22 protein-coding genes are annotated in these 22125 nt (G+C 37.7%); 13 read left to right on the top strand and 9 right to left on the bottom strand.

The features are described from left to right. Positions 1–2 precede the first annotated feature (2 nt). From ACY2A0_RS14705 to ACY2A0_RS14675, 7 genes are all read left to right on the top strand, one after another. Positions 3–3164, top strand: a complete 3162-nt coding sequence (locus tag ACY2A0_RS14705; RefSeq protein WP_461790227.1) for an error-prone DNA polymerase — start codon at positions 3–5, stop codon at positions 3162–3164. A gap of 92 nt (positions 3165–3256) precedes the next feature. Beyond that, complete coding sequence (locus ACY2A0_RS14700; protein WP_461790226.1) at positions 3257–3871, top strand: NAD(P)H-dependent oxidoreductase; 615 nt, start codon at positions 3257–3259, stop codon at positions 3869–3871. Positions 3872–3960: 89 nt separating this feature from the next. Next, positions 3961–4632, top strand: a complete 672-nt coding sequence (locus ACY2A0_RS14695; RefSeq protein ID WP_461790225.1) for a type 1 glutamine amidotransferase domain-containing protein — start codon at positions 3961–3963, stop codon at positions 4630–4632. A gap of 50 nt (positions 4633–4682) precedes the next feature. After that, positions 4683–5252 carry a Crp/Fnr family transcriptional regulator gene (locus tag ACY2A0_RS14690; RefSeq protein ID WP_461790224.1) on the top strand — a complete coding sequence of 190 codons (570 nt, stop codon included), beginning with the start codon at positions 4683–4685 and terminating at the stop codon, positions 5250–5252. Between the two features lie 97 nt (positions 5253–5349). Further along, entirely contained in the window at positions 5350–5628 is a 279-nt protein-coding gene (locus ACY2A0_RS14685; protein WP_461790223.1) for a TIGR03643 family protein, read from the top strand. A gap of 1 nt (position 5629) precedes the next feature. Then, positions 5630–6769, top strand: coding sequence for an FAD-binding domain-containing protein (locus ACY2A0_RS14680; RefSeq protein WP_461790222.1), 1140 nt, complete (start codon positions 5630–5632; stop codon positions 6767–6769). Between the two features lie 257 nt (positions 6770–7026). Further along, complete coding sequence (locus tag ACY2A0_RS14675) at positions 7027–8151, top strand: serine hydrolase domain-containing protein (protein ID WP_461790221.1); 1125 nt, start codon at positions 7027–7029, stop codon at positions 8149–8151. On the opposite strand, the gene ACY2A0_RS14670 is transcribed toward ACY2A0_RS14675, so the two are convergent. Then, the gene (locus ACY2A0_RS14670; protein WP_461790220.1) at positions 8148–8801 is read right to left on the bottom strand and encodes a response regulator transcription factor; all 654 of its coding nucleotides are present in this window, start codon (positions 8799–8801) and stop codon (positions 8148–8150) included. The two genes, ACY2A0_RS14675 and ACY2A0_RS14670, sit on opposite strands and share 4 nt — an antisense overlap. 247 nt (positions 8802–9048) lie before the next feature. Here ACY2A0_RS14670 and ACY2A0_RS14665 point away from each other — a divergent pair, with 247 nt between their 5' ends. The 6 genes from ACY2A0_RS14665 (at position 9049) to ACY2A0_RS14640 (ending at position 15874) form a co-directional block, all read left to right on the top strand. Next, a complete protein-coding gene (locus ACY2A0_RS14665) occupies positions 9049–10287 on the top strand; it encodes a YaiO family outer membrane beta-barrel protein (protein ID WP_461790219.1) in 1239 nt (412 codons plus the stop codon). Positions 10288–10289: 2 nt separating this feature from the next. Then, positions 10290–11468 (top strand): hypothetical protein, encoded by a 1179-nt coding sequence (locus ACY2A0_RS14660; RefSeq protein ID WP_461790218.1) that lies wholly within the window; start codon positions 10290–10292, stop codon positions 11466–11468. Next, positions 11465–13189 carry an HAD-IIIC family phosphatase gene (locus tag ACY2A0_RS14655; RefSeq protein ID WP_461790217.1) on the top strand — a complete coding sequence of 575 codons (1725 nt, stop codon included), beginning with the start codon at positions 11465–11467 and terminating at the stop codon, positions 13187–13189. The genes ACY2A0_RS14660 and ACY2A0_RS14655 overlap by 4 nt, the downstream gene beginning before the upstream one ends. A gap of 1 nt (position 13190) precedes the next feature. Next, complete coding sequence (locus ACY2A0_RS14650) at positions 13191–13436, top strand: acyl carrier protein (RefSeq protein WP_461790216.1); 246 nt, start codon at positions 13191–13193, stop codon at positions 13434–13436. Positions 13437–13669: 233 nt separating this feature from the next. Beyond that, complete coding sequence (locus ACY2A0_RS14645) at positions 13670–14860, top strand: MBOAT family O-acyltransferase (RefSeq protein ID WP_461790215.1); 1191 nt, start codon at positions 13670–13672, stop codon at positions 14858–14860. Between the two features lie 3 nt (positions 14861–14863). After that, on the top strand, positions 14864–15874 hold the full coding sequence (locus ACY2A0_RS14640; RefSeq protein ID WP_461790214.1) for a hypothetical protein: 1011 nt from the start codon (positions 14864–14866) through the stop codon (positions 15872–15874). Positions 15875–15936: 62 nt separating this feature from the next. Here ACY2A0_RS14640 and ACY2A0_RS14635 read toward each other — a convergent pair whose 3' ends face one another. The 8 genes from ACY2A0_RS14635 to ACY2A0_RS14600 all read right to left on the bottom strand — a co-directional run bounded on the left by ACY2A0_RS14635 (position 15937) and on the right by ACY2A0_RS14600 (position 22098). Next, on the bottom strand, positions 15937–16647 hold the full coding sequence (locus ACY2A0_RS14635) for a hypothetical protein (protein ID WP_461790213.1): 711 nt from the start codon (positions 16645–16647) through the stop codon (positions 15937–15939). A gap of 2 nt (positions 16648–16649) precedes the next feature. After that, positions 16650–18101, bottom strand: coding sequence for a glycosyltransferase family 2 protein (locus ACY2A0_RS14630; RefSeq protein ID WP_461790212.1), 1452 nt, complete (start codon positions 18099–18101; stop codon positions 16650–16652). Continuing rightward, positions 18101–19246: a HEAT repeat domain-containing protein gene (locus tag ACY2A0_RS14625; RefSeq protein WP_461791588.1), complete on the bottom strand. Its 1146-nt coding sequence runs from the start codon at positions 19244–19246 to the stop codon at positions 18101–18103. Before ACY2A0_RS14625 ends, ACY2A0_RS14630 begins: the two co-directional genes overlap by 1 nt. A 15-nt stretch (positions 19247–19261) precedes the next feature. Beyond that, entirely contained in the window at positions 19262–19639 is a 378-nt protein-coding gene (locus tag ACY2A0_RS14620; protein WP_461790210.1) for a response regulator transcription factor, read from the bottom strand. A gap of 158 nt (positions 19640–19797) precedes the next feature. After that, positions 19798–20823, bottom strand: a complete 1026-nt coding sequence (locus tag ACY2A0_RS14615; protein WP_461790209.1) for a WD40/YVTN/BNR-like repeat-containing protein — start codon at positions 20821–20823, stop codon at positions 19798–19800. A 5-nt stretch (positions 20824–20828) separates the two neighbouring features. Beyond that, on the bottom strand, positions 20829–21263 hold the full coding sequence (locus tag ACY2A0_RS14610; RefSeq protein ID WP_461790208.1) for a DUF2147 domain-containing protein: 435 nt from the start codon (positions 21261–21263) through the stop codon (positions 20829–20831). Positions 21264–21332: 69 nt separating this feature from the next. Continuing rightward, positions 21333–21623 (bottom strand): hypothetical protein, encoded by a 291-nt coding sequence (locus tag ACY2A0_RS14605; protein WP_461790207.1) that lies wholly within the window; start codon positions 21621–21623, stop codon positions 21333–21335. A 70-nt stretch (positions 21624–21693) separates the two neighbouring features. Next, a complete protein-coding gene (locus ACY2A0_RS14600) occupies positions 21694–22098 on the bottom strand; it encodes a VOC family protein (protein ID WP_461790206.1) in 405 nt (134 codons plus the stop codon). Positions 22099–22125: the final 27 nt, after the last annotated feature.

Here is a 22125-nt window from a genome sequence, read left to right as displayed (position 1 = left end):
CTATGCTTTATACAGAATTACAGGTCACCAGCAATTTCAGCTTTTTAAGAGGAGCCTCGCATCCAGAAGAACTGGTACAGAAAGCGGCACAATTAGGCTATACCAAAATTGCAATTACAGATAGAAATACGTTGGCAGGCATTGTAAGAGCACATGTTGTAGCTAGAAAATATCCTAACATCAAGCTAATTCCGGCCTGCCGACTTGACCTGTTGGATGGACCATCGCTTTTAGCTTACCCCATCAATAAAAATGGCTACAGTAATTTATCGGCTTTGCTAAGCTTAGGTAATAGCAGGGCTGAAAAAGGGAAATGCCACTTATATCAGGAAGATGTTTGGGCACATCAAGAAAACATCCTATTTATCGCGATAGCTCCCAAAAAGCTAACACCCAACTTTGATTTCGAAGCCGATTTTAAAACACATCTACAACACTACAAACAGGTTTTAAAGGCAAACTTGCACCTCGCTATTAACCGAACCTATACCGGCCTGGACCAAAAACGCATGCATCAATTAGCACAGCTAAGCAATCAACTGCAAATCCCTTTGGTGGCAACCAACAATGTGCATTACCACGAAAAAGAACGCAGGCAGTTGCAAGATATCCTCACTTGTGTGAGAGAAAAATGCACTATTTATACTGCTGGCTATAAGTTGCATGAAAATGCCGAACGCCACCTTAAGCCTATTGAGGAAATGCACCGGCTGTTTAGGCTGTATCCTCAAGCCATTGAAAATGCCATCAGTATTGCTGAAAAATGCCAATTTTCGTTAGATGAATTAAAGTATGTATATCCAGAAGAACTGACCAGCGAAGGTAGAACACCACAGGAAGAATTGATTCACTTAACTTGGCTAGGCGCTAAGGAAAAATTCCCCGATGGCATTCCTGAAAAAGTAACCAATAGCCTTAACTACGAGTTAGATTTTGTAGGTCGGAAAAATTATGCTTCCTACTTTTTAACCGTTCATGATTTTGTTCGTTTTGCTCGTAGTCGTGATATTTTATGCCAAGGCAGAGGCTCTGCGGCCAATTCGGTAATTTGCTATTGCTTGGGCATTACCTCGGTAGATCCGATGGAAATCAACTTGCTTTTTGCCCGTTTCATGTCTGACGCCCGTAATGAGCCCCCTGACATTGATGTGGATTTTGAACACGAACGCCGGGAAGAGGTGATGCAGTACATTTATGACAAGTACGGACGGGACAGAGCAGCCATTGTAGCCACCGTAACCCAACTGCACAGCAAAGGCGCAGTACGTGATGTGGGCAAGGCCATGGGCTTATCGGTAGATACTTTGAATATTTTATCCGCCACAGTAAGCAGCCATTACGAAGATGGCTTTGACCGTGATCGGCTGATTGCTTACGGACTTAACCCTGATGATCCGCTGCTAAAAAAAACCTTGGAACTTACGATGCAAATGGTTGGTTTCCCTAGACAGTTGGGTCAGCATACCGGTGGTTTCATTATTACTCAGGGCAAACTTACCGACCTATGCCCTACCCTTAACGCCCGCATGGAAAACCGTACTTGCATTGAGTGGAACAAGGACGATATTGAAGCATTGGGCTTTTTAAAGGTGGATGTATTGGCCTTGGGCATGCTCACTTGCATACGCAAAGCATTTGCTTTAACCAAAAAGCACTATCATAAAGATTATAATTTACACAATGTACCACACAGAGAAGGGAATGAGGTTTATCAAATGATTAGCAGAGCTGATACTCTAGGTGTTTTCCAAATTGAAAGCAGGGCGCAAATGTCAATGCTGCCTAGGCTAAAACCAATGAAGTTTTACGATTTAGTAATTGAAGTAGCCATTGTACGTCCCGGACCTATACAGGGCAACATGGTGCATCCTTATTTGAAAAGAAGAAACGGCGAAGAGACACCTTATTTCCCTAAGGATGAATTGAAAGATATTTTGGGAAAAACCTATGGTGTACCGCTTTTTCAGGAGCAGGCCATGGAAGTAGCCATTGTTGCCGCCGGCTTTACACCTACAGAGGCTGATGAACTGAGAAGAAGTATGGCGACTTTTAAAGCAGTCGGCAAGGTTACCGACTTCAAGAAAAAGCTACTAGATGGCATGCATAAAAGAGGTTATGAACCAGAATTTGCTTTACGCCTTTTTAAACAAATTGAAGGTTTTGGCGGCTATGGTTTCCCCGAAAGTCATGCCGCTAGCTTTGCCTTATTGGTTTATGTTTCTTGCTATTTAAAATGTTATTACCCCGATGTATTTGCTGCTGCCCTACTCAACAGCATGCCAATGGGATTTTACCAACCAGCACAAATTGTAATTGATGCCAAAAACCATGGCGTAACGGTATTGCCTATCGATGTAAATTACTCAGAATGGGATAATATTTTGGAGGATAAAGTTGGCGAATTTTATGCTATCAGACTCGGTTTCAGACAGGCAAAAGGTTTGTCAGAGCCAGAAATGAACTTGTTGGTTGCTCATCGGGAGAGCGGCTACCAAAGTTTAGCAAAGCTGAGAGATATTGGCATTGTCCAAAGCACTTTAGAAAAACTAGCCGATGCTGATGCCTTTAGAAGCATGGGCATGAATAGGCGAAGTGCGCTTTGGCAAATTAGTGCACTACACGATAGGCCAATTGCGCTGTTTGAGGGCAAAGCCGATAATAGCAGCTACGAGGCACAAATTGAATTGCCTTTGATGCCAAAATCAGAACATGTAGTGCATGATTATGCTCATACAGGCTTGTCGTTAAAAGCACATCCGGTGAGTTTTATACGCAACCAATTAGAAGCATTGCATATTTTGAGCACTAAGGATGCCAATCAATTTAAAGATGGACAACGCTTAAAAGTAGCTGGTTTAATTTTAGTTAGGCAAAGACCTGGAACAGCTAGCGGTATTTGTTTTATCACCATCGAGGATGAAACAGGCGTAGCCAATTTGGTGGTTTATCCAAAATTATTCAATGATTTTAGGAAAGAAATTTTAGGATCCAAGCTATTGATGGTAGAAGGAAAAGTGCAACGCGAAGGCGAAGTAGTGCATATTGTGGTGCAACGCTGCCACAACTACAATGGCTTATTGCAACAACTGCACGGAGCAAAAACCAGAAACATTCCAGCAACAATGGGCGAAAAAGCATTTCATGATGGCAGGAATTTCAAATAAGCTAGCACCAAATACAAATCTATTTTTGTGACCCAAATCACAGGTGAAAAACCCGCTTCTTTCAGAATTTTGTATCAGATTTTTGAAAGTATATGGAAAAGATATTTGTAATTAATGGCGGTCAGCATTTCGCCCACTCGGGAGGAAAATTTAACCAAACCATTAGCAATTGGGATAAAGATTTCTTTACCGAAACAAATGGTTTCGAATTGAAATACACTGATATCAACCAAACTTATGATTTACTGGAGGAAGTAGAAAAATTTGTTTGGGCAGATGTAATCATTTACCATACACCTGTTTGGTGGTTTGGCCTACCCTATAAATTTAAGCAGTACATTGATACTGTTTTTACCGCAGGACACCGAAAAGGAATTTATTACAGCGATGGTAGAAAAATTGAAAACCCTGATGTCAATTATGGCACTGGTGGTTCCTTACATGGCAAGCATTATATGCTTACTACCACATGGAATGCTCCGGAAACCGCCTTTACCTTGCCCAATGAATTTTTTAACCAGACAAGTGTGGATGACGGCGTAATGTTCGGTTTTCACAGGATGAATGCATTTACCGGAATGGAAAAACTGCCGGGCTTTCATTTCCATGATTTAGAAAAAAATGCTACAACCGAACGCATAGCCAATTACGAAAAAGCATATAAAGCACATTTAAAAGTAACATTCAATTCAGTAATAATCAAATGAGAAACAATTTTAACAAGTTAGGTTTAACATTAATTATAGCGCTAGCCGTTTTCACATCAGCTAAAGCGCAACAAAAAAATCATAAAAACATGAAAAAGATTCTATTTGTAGTAACCAGCCATGGTACCAAAGGCGATACTGGCGAAAAAACAGGTTATTATTTAGGTGAAGTTTCACATCCTTGGGAAGTTTTGGCAGATGCCGGCTACGAAATTGACTTCGTAAGCCCTAAAGGTGGTAATCCGCCAGTTGATGGTTTCGACCTAAGCGATCCTATCAATAAAAAGTTTTGGGAAAACAAGCAGTACCACGAGAAAATTACCCACACCTTAACACCAGAACAAATAAACCCAGCAGATTATAGCGCAATTTTTTACGCTGGCGGCCACGGTGCCATGTGGGATTTGCCCAATAATACTAAAATAGCCGACATTGCTACTAAAATTTACGAACAAAACGGCATCGTTGCAGCTGTTTGCCATGGGCCAGCAGCGCTACTAAACATCAAATTAAGCAATGGGAAGTATTTAATTGACGGAAAAAAAGTAAACGGATTTTCTAACGAGGAAGAAGAATTAGTAAAACTAACACAGGTGGTTCCGTTCCTATTGGAAGATCAGCTGAAACAACGTGGAGGTATTTATGAAAAATCTGCCCCTTGGCAAAATCATGTTGCTCAAGATAGCCGCTTAATTACCGGACAAAATCCACAGTCGGCTAAAGCAGTTGGCGAAGCGCTTAAAAAAGCATTGCAACAATAGCAGCAAGCACTTTAACATTAAAAGCGTGTTTCATTTTGTAACTTTACCAAATGGAACACGCTTCTTTTTTACGTCAACATATTCAACAAATAGTAGCATTAAGTGATGAGCAATTTGATATTGTTCTGCAACACTTCAAACCTAAAACGGTAGATAAAAAGTCATACCTCATCAAAGCTGGCCAAAAAGTTACTTCAGAATTTTTAGTGGTTGAAGGTTTGTTAAAAACTTTCTTGTTTGACGAGAAAGCGAAGGAACATATCCTACAGTTTGCCATGGAGAATTGGTGGGTATCAGATTATCCGGCTTATGCCAAACAACAAAGCGGCGATATGTGTGTACAAGCATTGGAAAATTGCTTTGTACTGGAATTGAGCTTGGCAGATAAAGCAAGCCTATGCGAAAAAGTACCTCAAATGAATGTGTTCTTTGGAAAAAAATCATTTGGCGGTTATGTTGCCTTACAAAAACGTGTGCTCTCCATGATGAAAAGTTCTCCTAACGAAAAGTATGAACTTTTATTAGAGCAATATCCTCAACTATTTCAACGAGTTTCCAAAACCATGATTGCACACTATTTGGGTGTATCGAGAGAAACACTAAGCAGATTGCATAAGTAAAATGTCATTTCTTAATTGAGCGCCAGCTAAAAACAAAACAATGAATATTTTTGTACTAATTTAATACAAAAATAAACCAATCAGTTTTAACTTAGCAATGGAAGCATTAAGTATAGCCAATAAAGATAGAATTATTGAAATGGCTTGGGAAGATAGAACCCCTTTTGAAGCTATTGAGGCACAATTTAACCTTAAAGAAAGTGAGGTGATCAAATTAATGCGTTCAGAGCTTAAAAGAAGCAGCTTTAATTTATGGCGAAAACGAGTGCATAGTGGAGTGAGTCAAAAGCACCTTCACAAAAGAAATCCAGAAATTGACCGATTCAAATGCAGCTTGCAAAGAAACATTTCTCTCAATAAAATCAGTAAAAGATAGTATGTTCAGCACCAATTACAGCGACGTTCTGGAATTAATCGACAAGATAGATCCCATCGCCTACGGCAAAACAAGAAATTATATTGATGGTGCCGTAACAAAGCTTTCGCCTTACATATCGAGAGGAGTTATTTCTACAAAAATGGTTGCAAAAACTGTACTTCAAAAAGGTTATCATCCTCAACAAATTGAAAGTTTTTTGAAAGAATTGGCATGGAGAGATTATTTCCAACAAGTTTGGATTGCCAAGGGAAACGAAATAAACGAAGACTTGAAACAAAGCCAGCCCGACGTGAACAACAACCAAATTTCGGAGGCAATTGCTACTCACACAACGGGAATTAACGCCATTGATGACGCCATTAAGCTGCTTTACGAATATGGCTATATGCACAATCACGTAAGGATGTATACGGCGAGTGCTTGCTGCAACATCGCAAAAAGTCATTGGAAATTACCTGCAAAGTGGCTTTATTACCATTTATTGGATGCCGACTGGGCTAGCAATGCTTTAAGCTGGCAATGGGTTGCGGGTAGTTTCAGCAGCAAGAAATATTTTGCTAACCAAGAAAACATCAACAGGTATTGCCACACGCAACAACAAAATACTTTTTTGGATGTTCCTTACGAGGCTTTTGAGGATATTGAAACGCCTGTAAACTTACTCCAATTAACGGAACTTACGTTTTCCACCAATTTGCCTCAAGCCACAAGCATACAAATCAATAACGACCTGCCAACCTGCATTTACAACTTTTATAATTTGGATTGTAGTTGGATGCAAGATGTAAAAGCAAATCGTGTTTTATTATTGGAACCTAGCTTTTTCGCTGAATATCCGGCAAGCGAAAAAAGCATTAATTTCATCTTGAAATTGGCAGAAAACATTCAGGGCATTCAAATTTTTGTAGGCGAATTTACGGAGTTAAATAGCTTAATAGATAAGCAACCCATTTACTTCAAAGAACACCCAACTTGCAAGCATTATCAGGGAATTGAACATCAAAGAGACTGGATGTTTGATGAAGTGAAAGGTTATTTCCCCTCATTTTTCAGCTATTGGAAAAAGTGCGTTAAGTACTTAAAACAAGATGATAAATCAACACTAAAAAAGTCATTATCAGTGAAAATTTCACCTTAAAGTGTAAGCTACAAATCTCTCTTTGATCTGTATCTTAACTCGCTCTTTACGGAAACTTGGCGCACTTTGCGGCTTGGCGGTTTACAAAGCTTTTACCGCAAAGATTTTAAGGTTTCGCAAAGAACGCAAAGTCCGCATATCATTTTTCGAAACCTTCATCTTTTAATTAGTTCGTTGCAAATTGCATGGCTTTAAGAAACGCTGTTAAAGTTTGTACATAAAATTTTAACTTAGTGCATTCAACCAGGCAAAAAAATATGAGATCCCTATTTCTAATCCTTTTTTTATTTTTCTCCATCACTGGACATGCCCAGCTAGAAAAAACTGAAGCAAAAATTATCGAGTCGATGCAAAGAAATGAAGTAGTTGGCTTATCAGTTGCGGTAATTAAAGGCAGCGAATTGGTTTATAACCATTCGTTTGGGAAAAAAAGCATTGAAGAAAACACAGACTTAAGGAACGACGATATATTTAGAATTGCTTCCATTTCAAAATCATTTGCAGCAACTGCCATTATGCAGTTGGTTGAAGCCAAAAAACTCTCTCTTGATGATGAGTTTGGGAAATTAGTAGGTTTCGACATTAAAAACCCGAAGTATCCGGAAACTAAAATTACTTTGCGCATGGTGCTTTCTCATACTTCAAGCATCAATGATAGCCAGGGTTATTTTAATTTAGATGCCATTAATCCCACAAAAAATCCCAATTGGGAAAAATGCTATACCGACAAACAGCCTGGAACAACTTACTTATACTGCAACTTGAACTACAATATGGTTGGTGCTGTAATTGAACGCACCACCGGACAGCGGTTTGACAGCTACATTAAACAGCACATTTTAAACCCATTGAACCTGTACGGCGGCCATTGTATTGATTCAATGGACAGCAAAAAGTTCACATCTCTATATGAGTATGAAAATAAGACATTTAAGTTAGCAACGGCGGCTTATGCACCACGCCGAGAAGAACTGGCTACTTACCAGTTAGGTTATAGCACTCCCATTTTATCACCTACAGGAGGAGTGAAGATTTCGGCTGCTGATTTAGCAAAATATATGACTATGCATTTGCACTACGGTAAAGTGAATGGCGTAAAAATCATCTCCAAAAAAAGCTCCAAGTTAATGCAAACACCTGTAAACCAGGAAGCGCAATATGGCTTAGCATTAAGCCTAACTAGTAAGCTCATCAGCGGAAAGCAATTAGTGGGGCATACAGGCTCAGCCTACGGTTTATTTAGCGCTATGTTTTTTGACCCTAAAGAAAAATTTGGCATCGTAATTATTACCAATGGCACAGGGCCAAATAGCACAGACGGTTTTAAATCTATCATTAAAGAAAGTTATAACATTCTATATCAGGATATCATTAAAAATTAAAGTAGGTTAAATGCCTGTGCGAATTTAACGGCCTCATAATTATTTTTGAGACAAAGTTTCTTTCTGATATTTCGCCGATGTGTGTCGACTGTTGCTAACGCGATAAACAATTGGTTAGCTATTTCCGTTGAACTAAGCCCTAAAGCCATTAATTTTAACACTTCTCTTTCCCTAGCAGAAAGTTTAGCGAATACAGATGCATTTTCACGCAAAAACCTGACGTCATCCATCAGTCTATTAATTTTAATAGTGATGTGATGAATGGGCTCCAAAGGGCTTGCAGTTGTGATCAAGTGAGTGACGTTACCTTCTTTATTTTTAAAAAACACTTTGGTATTGCTGGCGTATAAGCTCCAAACTCCATCTTTAGACTTAACTTGCTGAAAGTAAGAAGTATAATCTTCGGAAAAATCGTTTACTCTTTGTTTGATTTTTTCGGAATACTCTTTGTCATCGTCGGCATTAAAATAACGAGCAACATAGGTTCTGGGATCAATGCTTTGCAGCTCATTCAAGTCAACACCTAATATCTCTAAACCAATTTTATTCATATAAACTACACCGTAATTATCTGCCGACTGAACAATAATTGGGACTGGCAAATCATCAGCCACAGCCTTTAGCGCATCTATCTTATTTTCAATACTCATCAGTAAATTTAATCAACTCTTTTTCAAACACATACTACATACATACATTGCTGTGAAAGCAACAAAAGCACCAAATTAAATTAATTTTCAATTTGATGGACGATTATTTTATCAAAAATTTTACAAAACGAGGTACTCTTATTATTTTTAGAGATTGTAAGAATATAATCAACTGAATATTACTGCAATAAAACCAGTATTATTGCAAACCTTTTGTACCGAAATGCCTAATCGACATATCCATCTAATGAAAAACAAGTTAACCAATATTGTACTTATCCTTCTGTTGCAACTCATTGCTACGCATAGCGCTTTCTCACAACAAAGCACCAACCTAAGCCCCGATGAGCTTTTTAACGCAGCGAGAAATATCCCTAAGGAAAAAGAAAATTACCCTAAAATAATCAGCACTTTAAAGCTTGCGCTGCAGAAAAGCCCTGATTATGCAGATGTTAAGATATTTTTAGGAAGAGTTTATACCTGGAACAACAATTTAGATAGTGCTAGATATGAACTGAACCAAGTATTGGCCAAAGAGCCCAAAAATATTGAAGCACATGCTGCATTAGTGGACCTTGAATATTGGAACCAAAATTTCAGGAGGGCGTTGGATCACGCCAATCAGGGATTACTTTACGATCCAAGTTCTACTGATTTAATTGTAAAAAAGGCGAAAATTTTAGCTGCGATGAAAGATGATAGGAAAGCAGTAAATTTTTATAATGATCATAAAGAACTAGATACGCTGAGAGGTTTTTTGGATTTGCTTAAAAGAGACAATACCAAAAATATGGTTAGTGCGGGCTACGAATACATTTACTTCGACAAACGTTTTCCGGATCCTTGGCAATTTGCCTACGCCGACTATAGTAGAAACACGAAAATCGGTTATGTATCAGGAAGATTGTGGTACAGTAACCGCTACAATAAAAATGGTTTACAAGGCGAAATAGATGCCTACCCTGTGCTATCAGATAAAATTTACACTTACATTGGCGTAGGTGCCTCTCCATCAAGTATTTTCCCGAAGTTTAGAGCGGGAGCCTCCATTTATTTTATGCTACCAAAAAAGTTTGATGGAGAGATGGGATTTAGATATTTGAACTTCAATCCTGTAGAATCCTACATTGCCGTGTTAGGTTTGGGAAAATATATTAAAAATTGGTACATCAATATACAATCGTATATCTCTTTGATTAGTCAACAACCTTCACAATCGCATACGCTAAATGTAAGATATTACTTTTCCGACCGCTTCAACTTAATAGGTATGCAAATTGGAACGGGGGTTTCGCCTGATGATAGAATTCGTAATATTGACCAGACAGCAAACCTAAAATCTTATAAGTTTGGCCTGAATTATTCTAGGGATGTGGCTAAAAATTTAGCAGTTGGAGCTTCGGGACTTTGGTATTATGAAGAGTATGCCACCAAAACTTGGGGCAATCAAATTGGCTTAAGTGTAAATGTAAATAAACGATTTTAACTATGAGAAGAGCCCCCATCAACACCCTTCTCTTTTACTTTGTAATTGGCCTTCCACTTTGGATGTTCCTTATCTGGTTAGTATGGCCTAAAACAAAGCTAACTATCGCCATTATCGATAAAACGGTATTATTTAAAACCGGGCAAGAGCATGCATCATTAACTTGGGTGTTAAGAAACAATAAATACAGTAAAACACCGAACGATTTATATAAGGTAGGCAGAGATTATTTTGGTTTTTTCCCTAATAAAAACAAGAAATTTGATTTAAAAGGCCTAGAGTATGTAACCAAGGAGAATTTAGAGAAGCTAAGTAATGATGCCGAAATGGCCTATTTTACCGATACCTATGGCATATATTCTAAAGAATGGTACTTGGCAAAAAATATCACCGAACGCCAACGACTACTTTATGGCGGCTTGTCGGCAAATGATATGCTTTTCCTTAAACATATGAAAAGCAAGAAGAAGCTGATTATTACCGAATTTAACACTTTTGCAACCCCCACTCCTGCCAATGTTGCCCGAGACTTTGAACAGACTTTTAAAATTAAATGGACGGGATGGGTAGGTAAATATTTCGATTCATTTGATACACTTCAAAACAAGGAATTACCTTACTGGTTGGTTAGCAATTACAAAGCTCAGAACAATAACAAATGGCCATTTAAAAAGTCTGGAATTGCTTTTGTGAATAAAGACGATAAGATAGTGGTATTGGAATACCTAACCGATTTGAATGCAGAAGTACCGTATATTTTAACTACGAAGAAAAATCGTGAAAAATACAACATCCCCAAAAGCATGAAATATCCTTTTTGGTTTGATGTAATCCGTACCTCCAGATCGAATAAAATTATTTCGTTTTACGATTTGCAACCTAATGAAAAGGGTGCAGAAATATTGGCTAAAAACAATATTCCGAGGCAATTTCCTGCTATAATAGAGCATTACCAAGACGATTATAAGTTCCTGTATTTTTGCGGCGACTACGCGGATAATCCAATTTCGCAAGGCGGATCTTATTTTAAAGGCATTAGTTACTTCCGCAAACTATTTTACAATAATGACGTAGCCGCAGAGAGGGTGAGTTTTTTCTGGGAGTTTTATCGCCCAATGATTGAAACCATCTTAAAAAGATATAGAGAAGATCTTAACGAAGAAAAGAAAAAACAGAAATGAACTTCAACTCGCTCAAAAAAAATTTAAAAAAGGACTTTTCACCAAAGCACCAGCTCAAGTTGGCGATTTTAGGCGATACCGCTACTCAATTTCTGAGTACGGCAATTGCTGGATATGCGGTGGAAAAAGCAATTAAGTTGGACATTTACGAAGCGCCGTATAATCAAATAGCACTTCAATTTAAAAATCCAATATCCGATTTACATGACTTTAAGCCAAATTACATCCTCATTTTTGAAGCCGAAACGAAGTTAAAAGACGATTTTTATAAAACGGCAGCTAGCGAAAGAACGTCATTTGCGGAGAATAAAATCGAAACCATCAAAGAATACATTGCCACCGCCAAACAACTGGGCTCTAATATTCTATACTTCAACTTTTGTGAAGTTGATGATGGCGTGTATGGCAACTATGCTGCACAATACCCTGAATCGTTCATTTATCAATGCAGGCAATTAAATTTCGAGCTTGGTAAATTAGCTTCTGAAACTAGTGGGTTTTACTTGGTGGATTTACTTAGTCAGCAAAGTAAATACGGCATCAATTTTATTAAGGATAACCAGCTCCTGATACAAGCCGACATGTATTTTACGTTGGATTTCTTGCCAATAATTGCAAAAAACGTTATTGATATTATTAGTGTTAGGCTGGGAGATCTGAAAAAATGCCTCATCTTAGATTTGGATAATACCACTTGGGGCGGCATTATTGGCGATGATGGCATCAATAACATACAAATTGGTGGCTTGGGCATTGGCAAAGCATTTACCAAACTACAATATTGGGCAAAAGAGCTTAAAAACCGAGGAATTATACTTTGCGTTGCAAGTAAAAATACAGAAAACATTGCGCTAGAACCCTTTCAATTACATCAAGAGATGGTTTTAAAAGAAGATGACATTTCTGTTTTTATGGCTAACTGGGACAATAAAGTAACCAATATCCAAAAAATACAAGAGATTTTAAACATAGGCTTTGATTCGATGGTTTTTTTGGACGACAACCCATTTGAACGGGAAATGGTGAAACAAAATTTGCCATTGGTTACCGTACCGGATTTGCCAGAAAATCCAGCTGAATACTTGAACTATATCAATTCGCTGAACTTATTTGAAGCGGCCAACGTTACACAGTTAGATAACAAACGTACCGTCCAATATAAAGAAGAAGCCAATAGAGTTAAAGCAAAAACCTATTTCGAAAATGAAGATGCATTTTTGCAGAGCTTAGCTATGGCTTGCAAAGCTGAGCCTATTACAGCGTTCAGTTTGCCTAGAATCGCTCAGCTGTCGCTAAGATCCAACCAATTTAATCTTCGAACGGTTCGCTTTGATGAAGAGTCGCTAACCAATTACAGCAGCAATCCAAATCACCAGGTAATTTCATTTTCACTGAAAGATAAATATGGTGACTACGGGCTAATTGCAGCTTTATTTTTGGAAAAACGGGCGAAAGAACTTTTTATCGATAACTGGATCATGAGCTGCCGAGTGTTGAAAAGGGGAATGGAGAAGTTTACGCTCAATCATTTAGTTGATTTTGCAAAAACGATGGGCTGCGATAAAATTGTTGGTGAATATTTACCAACACCAAAAAACGCTTTAGTTAAAGATCATTACCAAGATTTAGGTTTTAAACCAAATACCACCAATGATTCACTCTGGATATTGGATATTACAAATTATCAACCTTTTGAAGTACAAATACAAACTATAATATAGCATGAAGACACAACTACAAATTATTGAAGAATTAAACGAAATTTTCACCGAGGTAATTGACGAGGGAGAAGTATCGCTAACGCTAGAAACTACCGCCAACGATGTAGATGGATGGGATTCTCTTAACCACATCCAAATTATTTATGCAGTGGAAAAAAAGTATGGTTTCAAATTCACCTTGCCCGAAATCCAAAACCTAAAAAACGTTGGAGATTTGGTAAATCTAATTATCGAAAAAACTAAGTAATGCTTTTTTCTTCATTTTCCTTTTTCATTTTCTTCCCCATAGTTTTTATACTGTATTGGGCGCTAAAAGCGAATAGAAAATGGCAAAATATGTTGTTGCTAGTCTCTAGCTATATCTTCTACGGATGGTGGGATTGGCGTTTTTGTTTTTTACTGCTTTTCAGTTCAACTTTTGGTTTTTTTGTAACCAAATTACTCAGCGAAACTGATAGTGATAAAAAGCGGCGCCTTTATATGAACTTAAGTATCGTGGTACATATTGGTATATTGTGTTATTACAAATACTTCAATTTTTTCATTTCCTCCTTTACTGACTTCGCTAAAAATTTAGGCTTTAATGTAGATTATACGCCATTACACATTGCTTTACCTTTAGCCATTAGCTTCTTTACTTTCCACATTTTAGGCTATACTTACGATGTATACCAACGGAAATACGCAGCTTCAAATAATTATTTCGAGTTCATTGCGCACATTGCGTTTTTCCCGCAGTTAGTAGCTGGGCCAATTGAAAGGGCAAACCATTTACTTCCTCAATTTGTCAACAAACGCCAGTTTAGCTGGGTTAAAATGGAAGATGGTTTACTACAAATGTTGTGGGGATTCTTCAAAAAAATTGTGATTGCCGATACCCTGGCTACGCAAGTTAATTACGCCTTCGCCCATTACCAAGATCTGCATGCCATTACGTTAATTATTGCAGTAATCATGTTTACATTTCAAATGTACTGTGATTTTTCGGGCTATTCAGACATTGCCCTTGGCTGCGCTCGACTGCTGGGATTCGAACTACTGCAAAACTTCAACTATCCATTTTTCTCCACCAGTGTTTCGGAATTTTGGCGTAAATGGCACATGTCGTTATCCAATTGGATACAAGACTACCTCTTTACTCCTATTTCATTTAACAAAAGAGCTTGGGGCAAAATAGGAATTTTTTATGCGGCGCTGGTGAGTTTTACCATCAGCGGTTTGTGGCACGGCACCAATTGGACCTTTATTATTTGGGGCGCTATACATGGCATTGCTATTGGCTACGAGCTACTCACCAAAAAGAAAAGAAAGAGCTGGTCAAAAAAATACAATCCAGTGGTTTATTCGATATTAAGTGGCCTCTTAGTTTTTATATTTTGGAGCTTTACACAATTGATTTTCAGAGCCACTAGCGTTGAACATGTTTACGGCATCTTGAATCAAATAGTAACTGCCGATTGGGTGCTCAAGCCCGAGGTAAATTCCATTTATCTGCTTTACATTGTTGGCCTACTCATTTTCGAATGGTATCAGCGAAGCAAGCCTTATGCATTACAAATCCTGAATTGGCCCTACTATATCAAATGGGCTATTTGTGCACTAATTATAATCACCATATTCTCTTCAAAGAACTTAAATAACCAAACAGAATTTCTATATTTTCAATTTTAAATCATGAATAAAAACGCAGTAAAAATTTTAACAGCAGTCTTGATACTAGGAGTATTAGGATATTTCTTTTATGAAAAGAGCAAAGACAAGGACAGCGTGGTAAGCTCAGCTGTTAGCACTGGCGAAAAAGCTGGCGATGCTACATCTAGCGGCATCAATCTTAGTGATTACGACAAGATTCCTCGTGAAGAACTTTATGCAGACAACGATCTTGCTAAAAAAACATTGGACGAGTTAAAACAACGTTACAAAGCTGATTTTGAGCAATTAGTAAAAGAAATGAAAGGCACTGGCGCCAAATTGGTATTTTGCTGGATTACCACCGAACCAACCATTCCAATGCAGCGGATTGGAAAGGAATTCATCAGCAATTTATGTAAAGAAAACGGTGTGGATTTTATCGATTTTGTTCCGCTAATAGCCAACAAAAAGGCCGAGGAGATTACATTTATGCCTGTTGACGGTCACTTTAACGAAAATGGCGCCCGCATTTTAACCAACGAAATGGCTAAATATGTTAAGAAGTACGACAACGTAAAAACAACAGCGACTTACACTGAGCGTCCTAAAGTTTTCGGAGATCAAGATCCTAACCAAAACACCATTACCGACGGCGGCAAAAACTTACCTTACAAATTGGTAACTAATAGCCAAGGTTTAAGGATGGATTATGACTTGACTTTCCCTAAAACTAAGCAACGCATCCTTTATATTGGCGACTCAGCATTGTTTTTCCCATTTTTGGATAACAGTAAAACTGGTTCTGGACAACTACAAGCGATGTTCCCTAACAAAGAGGTAATTAACGCTGCAAAAATTGGTTATTCAGTAGATGATTATTTATCGTTATGGAATGACAAATTGAAATACACTGAACCAGATGTCATTTTCCTACAATCAAGCGGTGATGATATTGCGGACTTATATTTCACACATCGAATTAAATACAGCAGAAAAGCTGACGAAATTAAACCTACAGAAACAGAGTTAAGCTTATATAAAACTTTGAAATAAAAGGTTACAAAAAGGGCTGTCCTAAAAAGACAGCCCTAATTTTTTAATCTGTTTATCAAAGACTAATCGAAATAATTCTGATCGTAGATATCTACTACTGGCTCTTTATCAAACAAATCTGAATAAACCTTATCTACAACATAAGCTGACTTGGAAACTTTTATTTTAAAGTTCTCAGTTCCATCATCATTTGGCATCGCCGATATTCCGAAAAATAGCAGAACAATTCCGACAGCAATAATAGAAAGCGCATAAACACTATCAACAAACTCAATTAGCTTTGAAAACTGGACAGCAAACCAAAGTATTATTAAGGCCACAACATTAGCTGCTAACCAATAAATATCTACTGAAAATAGCTTTGGCAATAAGGCGTTGGCACTCGAAAGCACATCACTTCCTAATAATATTTTTGCACTGTAAAAGTACTTAGCCAACACAATTTCAAAACTTAAAAAAAGGGAAAAAACAACATAGTTGCATATCCTAAGTGTAGTTTCTCCGAAGTTGGAGAAGAAACAAATTAAGGCTATTAGAAACAAAAAGGGCAATGCCTTTAAGAAATAAATAGAGGTGTAAATAATTCCTTCTATAATTAATACGATCAAACTTTCTTTAGGTTTCAGCATATGACTCCCAAAACCTATTTCCGCTATTCTAACTAACAACAATACAGCCAATAAACCTAAGGCTTGTTTTACAAAAATTACTGCACATTTTTTAAATCGATCAAGCACAGGATATTCCGGCGCTTCAAAAAAAGTATGTTCCATGGCTATGTTTTAGTTTGATCGGTTACTTTAGATGATTTCATATTACTGAAACCTTTACGCGTCATCACGCCCCACGTATTTTTTCCAGTAAACTTATGTATATTCCCCTTAATAGCCCAGTATACTGTAAGCGGATGGTAGAATAAAGGCTCCAAAAAAGCCGCTAAAAGCAACTTCATTAAATCTTTACCTTTAGTATACTGCTGGTATGACATCTCCTCAAATAAAACGGCAACGGTAGATAATGCCACTGAAAAGAAGTACACCATGCAAATCAAAATAGAAGAAAACTCCCAATTGATGTGTCCAGTTAATGCTAAAATTATAAATATTGAGAGTCCAAGAAATTCGATAATAGGTGCCAACCATTCAAAAAACAGCCAATAGGGATAACTAAGCATTCCTAATATGCCATATCTAGGGTTGAAGAACAAATCTTTGTGTTTTAGCAGAGTTTCAATCGTGCCTCTAGTCCATCTGTTGCGTTGCCGGCCCAAAATTTGTAAATCAGCGGGTGCTTCAGTCCAGCACAAAGGATCTGGAATATATACTACGGCATACCTTCTGTCATTTTCGTGCATATATCTACGCATACGTACCACAAGCTCCATATCTTCGCCAACGGTATTATGATCATACCCTCCCACCTCTATTACTATTTTTTTATCAAAAAGCCCCATCGCTCCTGATATAATCAGCAATCCGTTCAACCTACTCCAAGCCATGCGCCCCATTAAAAAAGCTCTAATATATTCTAGCACCTGAAATCGCGGCCAAATGTTTCTCGGCATATTTACTTCCACTAGCTTGCCATCTTCTACCTTACAAGAGTTGGCAATTCGTACAACGCCACCGGTAGCAATAACCATATGCCGTTCCTCCAAATAAGGCTTTGCAAGCTTTAAAATTGCGTCTTCCTGAACAATGCAATCCACATCGATACACAATATTAAATTTTTGGACGACACATTTATGCCTGCATTTAGCGCATCCGATTTGCCACCATTCACTTTGTCAACTACTGTTAATTTAGCGAAGGACGGAAGCTTTGATTTATAAACCCCTCTTATCTCATTACATGGAATTTGGTAATCTACAGCAAAATCTACCTTTTCCAAATCGTAAAAATCATACATCCGCTGAAAAGTGCCATCCTTGCTGCCATCATTAATAATCACTACCTCATAATTGCCATAATGCAATGAGAGTAACGATCTGATATTTTCTACAATGGTGGCTTCTTCGTTATATGCTGGCGCTAAAATAGATACTGGCGGCGCAAGTGGCGATACCAATATTTCTCGATAGCTTACATAACTGTTTTTTTTCATGTAGCCATTCATTTCCACTGCAGATAACAGTGCCAACGCTACGTAGGAGCCCATCACAAATAACGCATAATAAAAAACGGCGTTATTAAAAAAGGTTTCGAATGTGGCTAAAAACTCATCCATTATGGCTTAATGCGGCTATCTAGTACGTGATTAATTAGTGCTTGGTTTTCTACGGTAGTTTGTTGATATAACTCCCGAAGTTTTTGTTCACCTTCATGCTGATCTCTTTTAATTGCATAAAGTGCCTCCTTTTTTATCTTCACGTTACCAGAATAAATACGCGATATTAGGAAGTTTTCGTAATTGCCCGACGAGATTTTACCAAGCGAGTTTAATATCTCCAATTTAACGTCTTCGGGCTGATCAAAATATATTTCGAACATACTGGTTTCAGCACTTGCTAATTCCAATTTCCCTATAATTTCTACCGATTTTTTAACAATTCGAGGATTGTGGTGCTTCAATAGTCGTTCTACTTCTTCTGCCGCTTCAAACTGCATAAAATGTTCAATCAGCTTTAAGCAGAGCATAACTACCGTATCATTTGGTGAGCGTAGCCATTGGGCGAAAGAGGGAATTTTAAGCGCTTTGTTTTTGGTGATAATCTCAAATAGTACCACTTGGTGCCAGTCTAAAATACGTTCCTGAGCACGATCTAAAAAACGGAAGGGATCGTTTTCCGACAAATTAATGTATGCCGCCTGCGATTCCATACGCAGTAAAGCATTCTCGTCATCAGTATATTTAATAATTTCCGAGGCCATTTCAGAAATACGCATCTCGTTAGCTTCTCTGATTCCTTCTATTTTAACTTCCCTCTTGCGACTATTAATTTTCTTCTTTGATTTTTTATCCAATCCCAGTTTGCGGTACAAAATGGAAAGCACTTCGCCAATTTGGCCAGTAAAACTTTTATGGTAGGTGAGTATTTCGGAGATTAAGACCTTGTTGAGCACTTTGTTGCGCAAGGGCATTTTCTTCATTTTTGGATAAAAGTGAGCTACAATATCCTCAGTTTTATCGGCTTCGTCAAATATGATCAAATTGGCAAGCATATTTGAAACATGCTCATTCCACCTATCTAGTTGCCGTTTTTCGTTAGCTTGGTATAAGCGCCTAAACGAAATATAAACATACATTTCTAGCGTGGCAATTACACAGAAGAGTATAATTAAAAGGGAAGTCTTAACGTTAGACGGAAAATAGTTTAACCTATCCGCATAAGTTTCAGCAATATAATTTGTTATTCCCTCTAAGAAATTCATAGGTATTGAGGTAGGTTAAACAAATTTGTTTTGCTTCACATGCCTTCTTATCCTCACAGATAATTCGTTAAGATTGAAAGGTTTATAAATGAAATCTTCTGCTCCTAATCTAAATCCTTCCAACACTACATCTTCCAATCCAACAGCAGAGATCAGCAAAACTGGGGTAATTTTTTTTATAGGATCGTTTTTAACGTAGCTTAATATTTCCATACCCCCAACAAAAGGCATCATGATATCGGTTAAAATTAGGTCGTATGTATGTTCCTTAATTTTCTCCATTGCTTGTTTACCATCCGAAGCTACGTCCACTTGATAGCCGTCTTTCTTCAATTTAAATTCTAATGCTTTGAGCATTAATACTTCATCTTCTGCAATCAATATCCTAGACATACACGTAACCTTTAATTTAGAGATACAAATACCTTACCACTTTTTGGAATCTCTACAACCATGATGTTTATTCAATTTTAGAGTACTCCTGTATTGCAAATATAATTTAAGTATTCCCTATAAGTGTATTTATTTCTACATTTTGTAGAATATTGAGATCATGGGGTTGTCTCAAGACGGTATACCTGCCCCTTTGCGCCAGCCAATATAACTAGCTGATCAGCAGTTTTTACCGCGTTAAACCCTAAAGGCGAAATGTTTCTCCAAGAACGACCTCCATCGGTGGAGATGTCAGTACCCGAAGTACCAGTTGCAACACAGAAAAATTCGGTAACGTAAACCACACCTGAACGATAGCCCGCTACGCCTCGACGAGGTTTTTTCCATTTCTTACCACCATTTTTTGTGTAAAGCACATTATTGCCCGCTTCAGTATCTTTTAAATAATTTCCACCTACCGCTAAGCCTTTTTTGTAATCAAAAAAATCTATGGAAAATATTCCAGTACTGCTCTCTCCCTGCTGAATAGGACACTTAAACTTTTTCCAAGTGTTACCATAATTGGAAGAGTAATAAATATTTGACTCGGCACCTCCAGTAGCGACCCACACCTTACCATTCCCAAAAGTTTTTATAGTAGTGCCGCTAGCCGCAAAACCAGCTTCACCAATTTGCATTGGAAAGCTCAAACGCTCGGAAATATTTTGCCAAGTAGCACCGGAATCGGTGGTTTTCAATAGTTGTAATTTTTTATCGATAGGATCACCAAACATCATCCCGGTTTTTCCGTCCCAAAAATCCATGCCGTCCAAAAATATAGCACTATCGATATTTTTATAATGCTCAGACCACGTTTTACCACCATCATTAGTGGATAAGATGTACGCCGGAGAACCCGCATTTACCACGATAGCTTTATCAGAACTGAATGCTTGAATATCTCTAAAGTCGAGTTTTTCGTATCCTTTTGGCTGCATCCAATGCCAAGTTTTACCACCATTTAAAGATTTTCCGATGTAGCCATTGCTTCCGCTCACCCAAATAATTTGGTTATCCACTACGGAAAGTCCTCTGAAACTAGATTTGACTCCTTCTTCAACCATTGGTTTTAAAACATACTGTTGAGAAGATACAAATAGTGGTACTAAAAATAAAACCAACGTTAATTTAAACAAACGAGCCATAGCTTTTATTTAACACGCTTCCATACTTCGGTTCTACCAATTAGCGATACGCCAATATAGCCTCTGATATTGAGCAGATTCTGGTCTTTGATGGTCATCTTACAACTATAAGTTTTGCCTGATTTTGGATCATAGATGGTTCCATCCTCCCATTTTCCATCATTAAATTCAAAATTTTTCAAGATTTCCAACCCTAAAATCGGTTTATTTCTAAGGCTTTCGTTTGGATTTTTCTCGTCTGTTTTAGGCTTGCCATTAGCGTTATTAGGCTCTTTAATCCAAGCTAATTTCCCGAAATATTTATCGCCTTTTTTATAGATTTCTATCTGACCTTCACCTGACGGGTTAACCCATTTACCTAAAATATCGTCTTTTTTCTGTGCAAATAATTGGATTGAACCCAATAAGAGAAGTACTAAAAATGTGGATTTCCTTAACATAGCTTACAAATTCTTTGTTTTAAAGTTAAGGATTAAACGCTAAAAAGGTTTTATAAATTATGATAATCTTTAAATGATGGAGCAAAGCAATTGCAAACTAAGCTTCTGTTGTCGCTTTGGAATTTTATCTTCGAACACTTCATCTCGCAATATTTCAGCATTAAAACCAGCCGAATTTACAAGCTCTTCTACTTTTCCCGCCAACTGTTCTAATGGTGAAGTGGAATGCACACGTAGGATACGGTCGCAATCTTCCAAATCAAAATTAGCATCTATAGGAATGGACAGAGATTGCCCTAAGTGATTTATTATCTTGGCAGCTTCGAAAGGTGAGTCGACATTGGTTTTAAATATAAGCATGAATGCATCGGCTAATTAATCATATACGTTTAAAACCTGCAATTCGCTACAAGGGCAAATTGCGGTTGTATTATTGCGGAACGGCAGATATATCCATGTAGCTGAGTTCCCACATATGGCCGTCCAAATCCTCGAAACCATGCCCGTACATCCAACCTAAATCTTGTTTTGGAACATCAGCTCTACCACCTGCCTCAATAGCTAAGGCTACATAACGATCTACTTCTTCCCGACTATCGGCAGAAATACAAATGATTACTGATGTGCTTGTTTTAGTATTAGCTATGGGCTTTGGCGTAAAAGTTTGAAAAAATTCGTTGCTTAGCAGCATCACCATGATATTCTCCGAAATAACCATACACGTTGCTTTTTCGTTAGTAAATTGCTGGTTAAAAGAAAAACCTAAATGCTTATAAAAAGCAATGGCCTTGTCTAAATCGGTTACGGGAATATTTACAAATATCTGCTTTGCCATTTTCTATTTTTTATGGTGGAGTGATGT

This window comes from Pedobacter sp. (genome assembly GCF_965249885.1).
Classification (GTDB): domain Bacteria; phylum Bacteroidota; class Bacteroidia; order Sphingobacteriales; family Sphingobacteriaceae; genus Pedobacter.
Note: the sequence above shows the minus strand (reverse complement) of the source record. Positions and strands in the feature narration are given on the sequence as shown.

Coding starts and splice junctions, on each gene's coding strand:
- ACY2A0_RS14675 (WP_461790221.1), top strand. CDS start 7,027: ATGAGATCCCTATTTCTAATCCTTTTTTTATTTTTCTCCATCACTGGA.
- ACY2A0_RS14655 (WP_461790217.1), top strand. CDS start 11,465: ATGAACTTCAACTCGCTCAAAAAAAATTTAAAAAAGGACTTTTCACCA.
- ACY2A0_RS14645 (WP_461790215.1), top strand. CDS start 13,670: ATGAACTTAAGTATCGTGGTACATATTGGTATATTGTGTTATTACAAA.
- ACY2A0_RS14620 (WP_461790210.1), bottom strand. CDS start 19,639: ATGTCTAGGATATTGATTGCAGAAGATGAAGTATTAATGCTCAAAGCA.
- ACY2A0_RS14615 (WP_461790209.1), bottom strand. CDS start 20,823: ATGGCTCGTTTGTTTAAATTAACGTTGGTTTTATTTTTAGTACCACTA.
- ACY2A0_RS14665 (WP_461790219.1), top strand. CDS start 9,049: ATGAAAAACAAGTTAACCAATATTGTACTTATCCTTCTGTTGCAACTC.
- ACY2A0_RS14690 (WP_461790224.1), top strand. CDS start 4,683: ATGGAACACGCTTCTTTTTTACGTCAACATATTCAACAAATAGTAGCA.
- ACY2A0_RS14685 (WP_461790223.1), top strand. CDS start 5,350: ATGGAAGCATTAAGTATAGCCAATAAAGATAGAATTATTGAAATGGCT.
- ACY2A0_RS14605 (WP_461790207.1), bottom strand. CDS start 21,623: ATGCTTATATTTAAAACCAATGTCGACTCACCTTTCGAAGCTGCCAAG.
- ACY2A0_RS14705 (WP_461790227.1), top strand. CDS start 3: ATGCTTTATACAGAATTACAGGTCACCAGCAATTTCAGCTTTTTAAGA.
- ACY2A0_RS14640 (WP_461790214.1), top strand. CDS start 14,864: ATGAATAAAAACGCAGTAAAAATTTTAACAGCAGTCTTGATACTAGGA.
- ACY2A0_RS14660 (WP_461790218.1), top strand. CDS start 10,290: ATGAGAAGAGCCCCCATCAACACCCTTCTCTTTTACTTTGTAATTGGC.
- ACY2A0_RS14625 (WP_461791588.1), bottom strand. CDS start 19,246: ATGAATTTCTTAGAGGGAATAACAAATTATATTGCTGAAACTTATGCG.
- ACY2A0_RS14650 (WP_461790216.1), top strand. CDS start 13,191: ATGAAGACACAACTACAAATTATTGAAGAATTAAACGAAATTTTCACC.
- ACY2A0_RS14670 (WP_461790220.1), bottom strand. CDS start 8,801: ATGAGTATTGAAAATAAGATAGATGCGCTAAAGGCTGTGGCTGATGAT.
- ACY2A0_RS14610 (WP_461790208.1), bottom strand. CDS start 21,263: ATGTTAAGGAAATCCACATTTTTAGTACTTCTCTTATTGGGTTCAATC.
- ACY2A0_RS14630 (WP_461790212.1), bottom strand. CDS start 18,101: ATGGATGAGTTTTTAGCCACATTCGAAACCTTTTTTAATAACGCCGTT.
- ACY2A0_RS14680 (WP_461790222.1), top strand. CDS start 5,630: ATGTTCAGCACCAATTACAGCGACGTTCTGGAATTAATCGACAAGATA.
- ACY2A0_RS14635 (WP_461790213.1), bottom strand. CDS start 16,647: ATGGAACATACTTTTTTTGAAGCGCCGGAATATCCTGTGCTTGATCGA.
- ACY2A0_RS14600 (WP_461790206.1), bottom strand. CDS start 22,098: ATGGCAAAGCAGATATTTGTAAATATTCCCGTAACCGATTTAGACAAG.
- ACY2A0_RS14695 (WP_461790225.1), top strand. CDS start 3,961: ATGAAAAAGATTCTATTTGTAGTAACCAGCCATGGTACCAAAGGCGAT.
- ACY2A0_RS14700 (WP_461790226.1), top strand. CDS start 3,257: ATGGAAAAGATATTTGTAATTAATGGCGGTCAGCATTTCGCCCACTCG.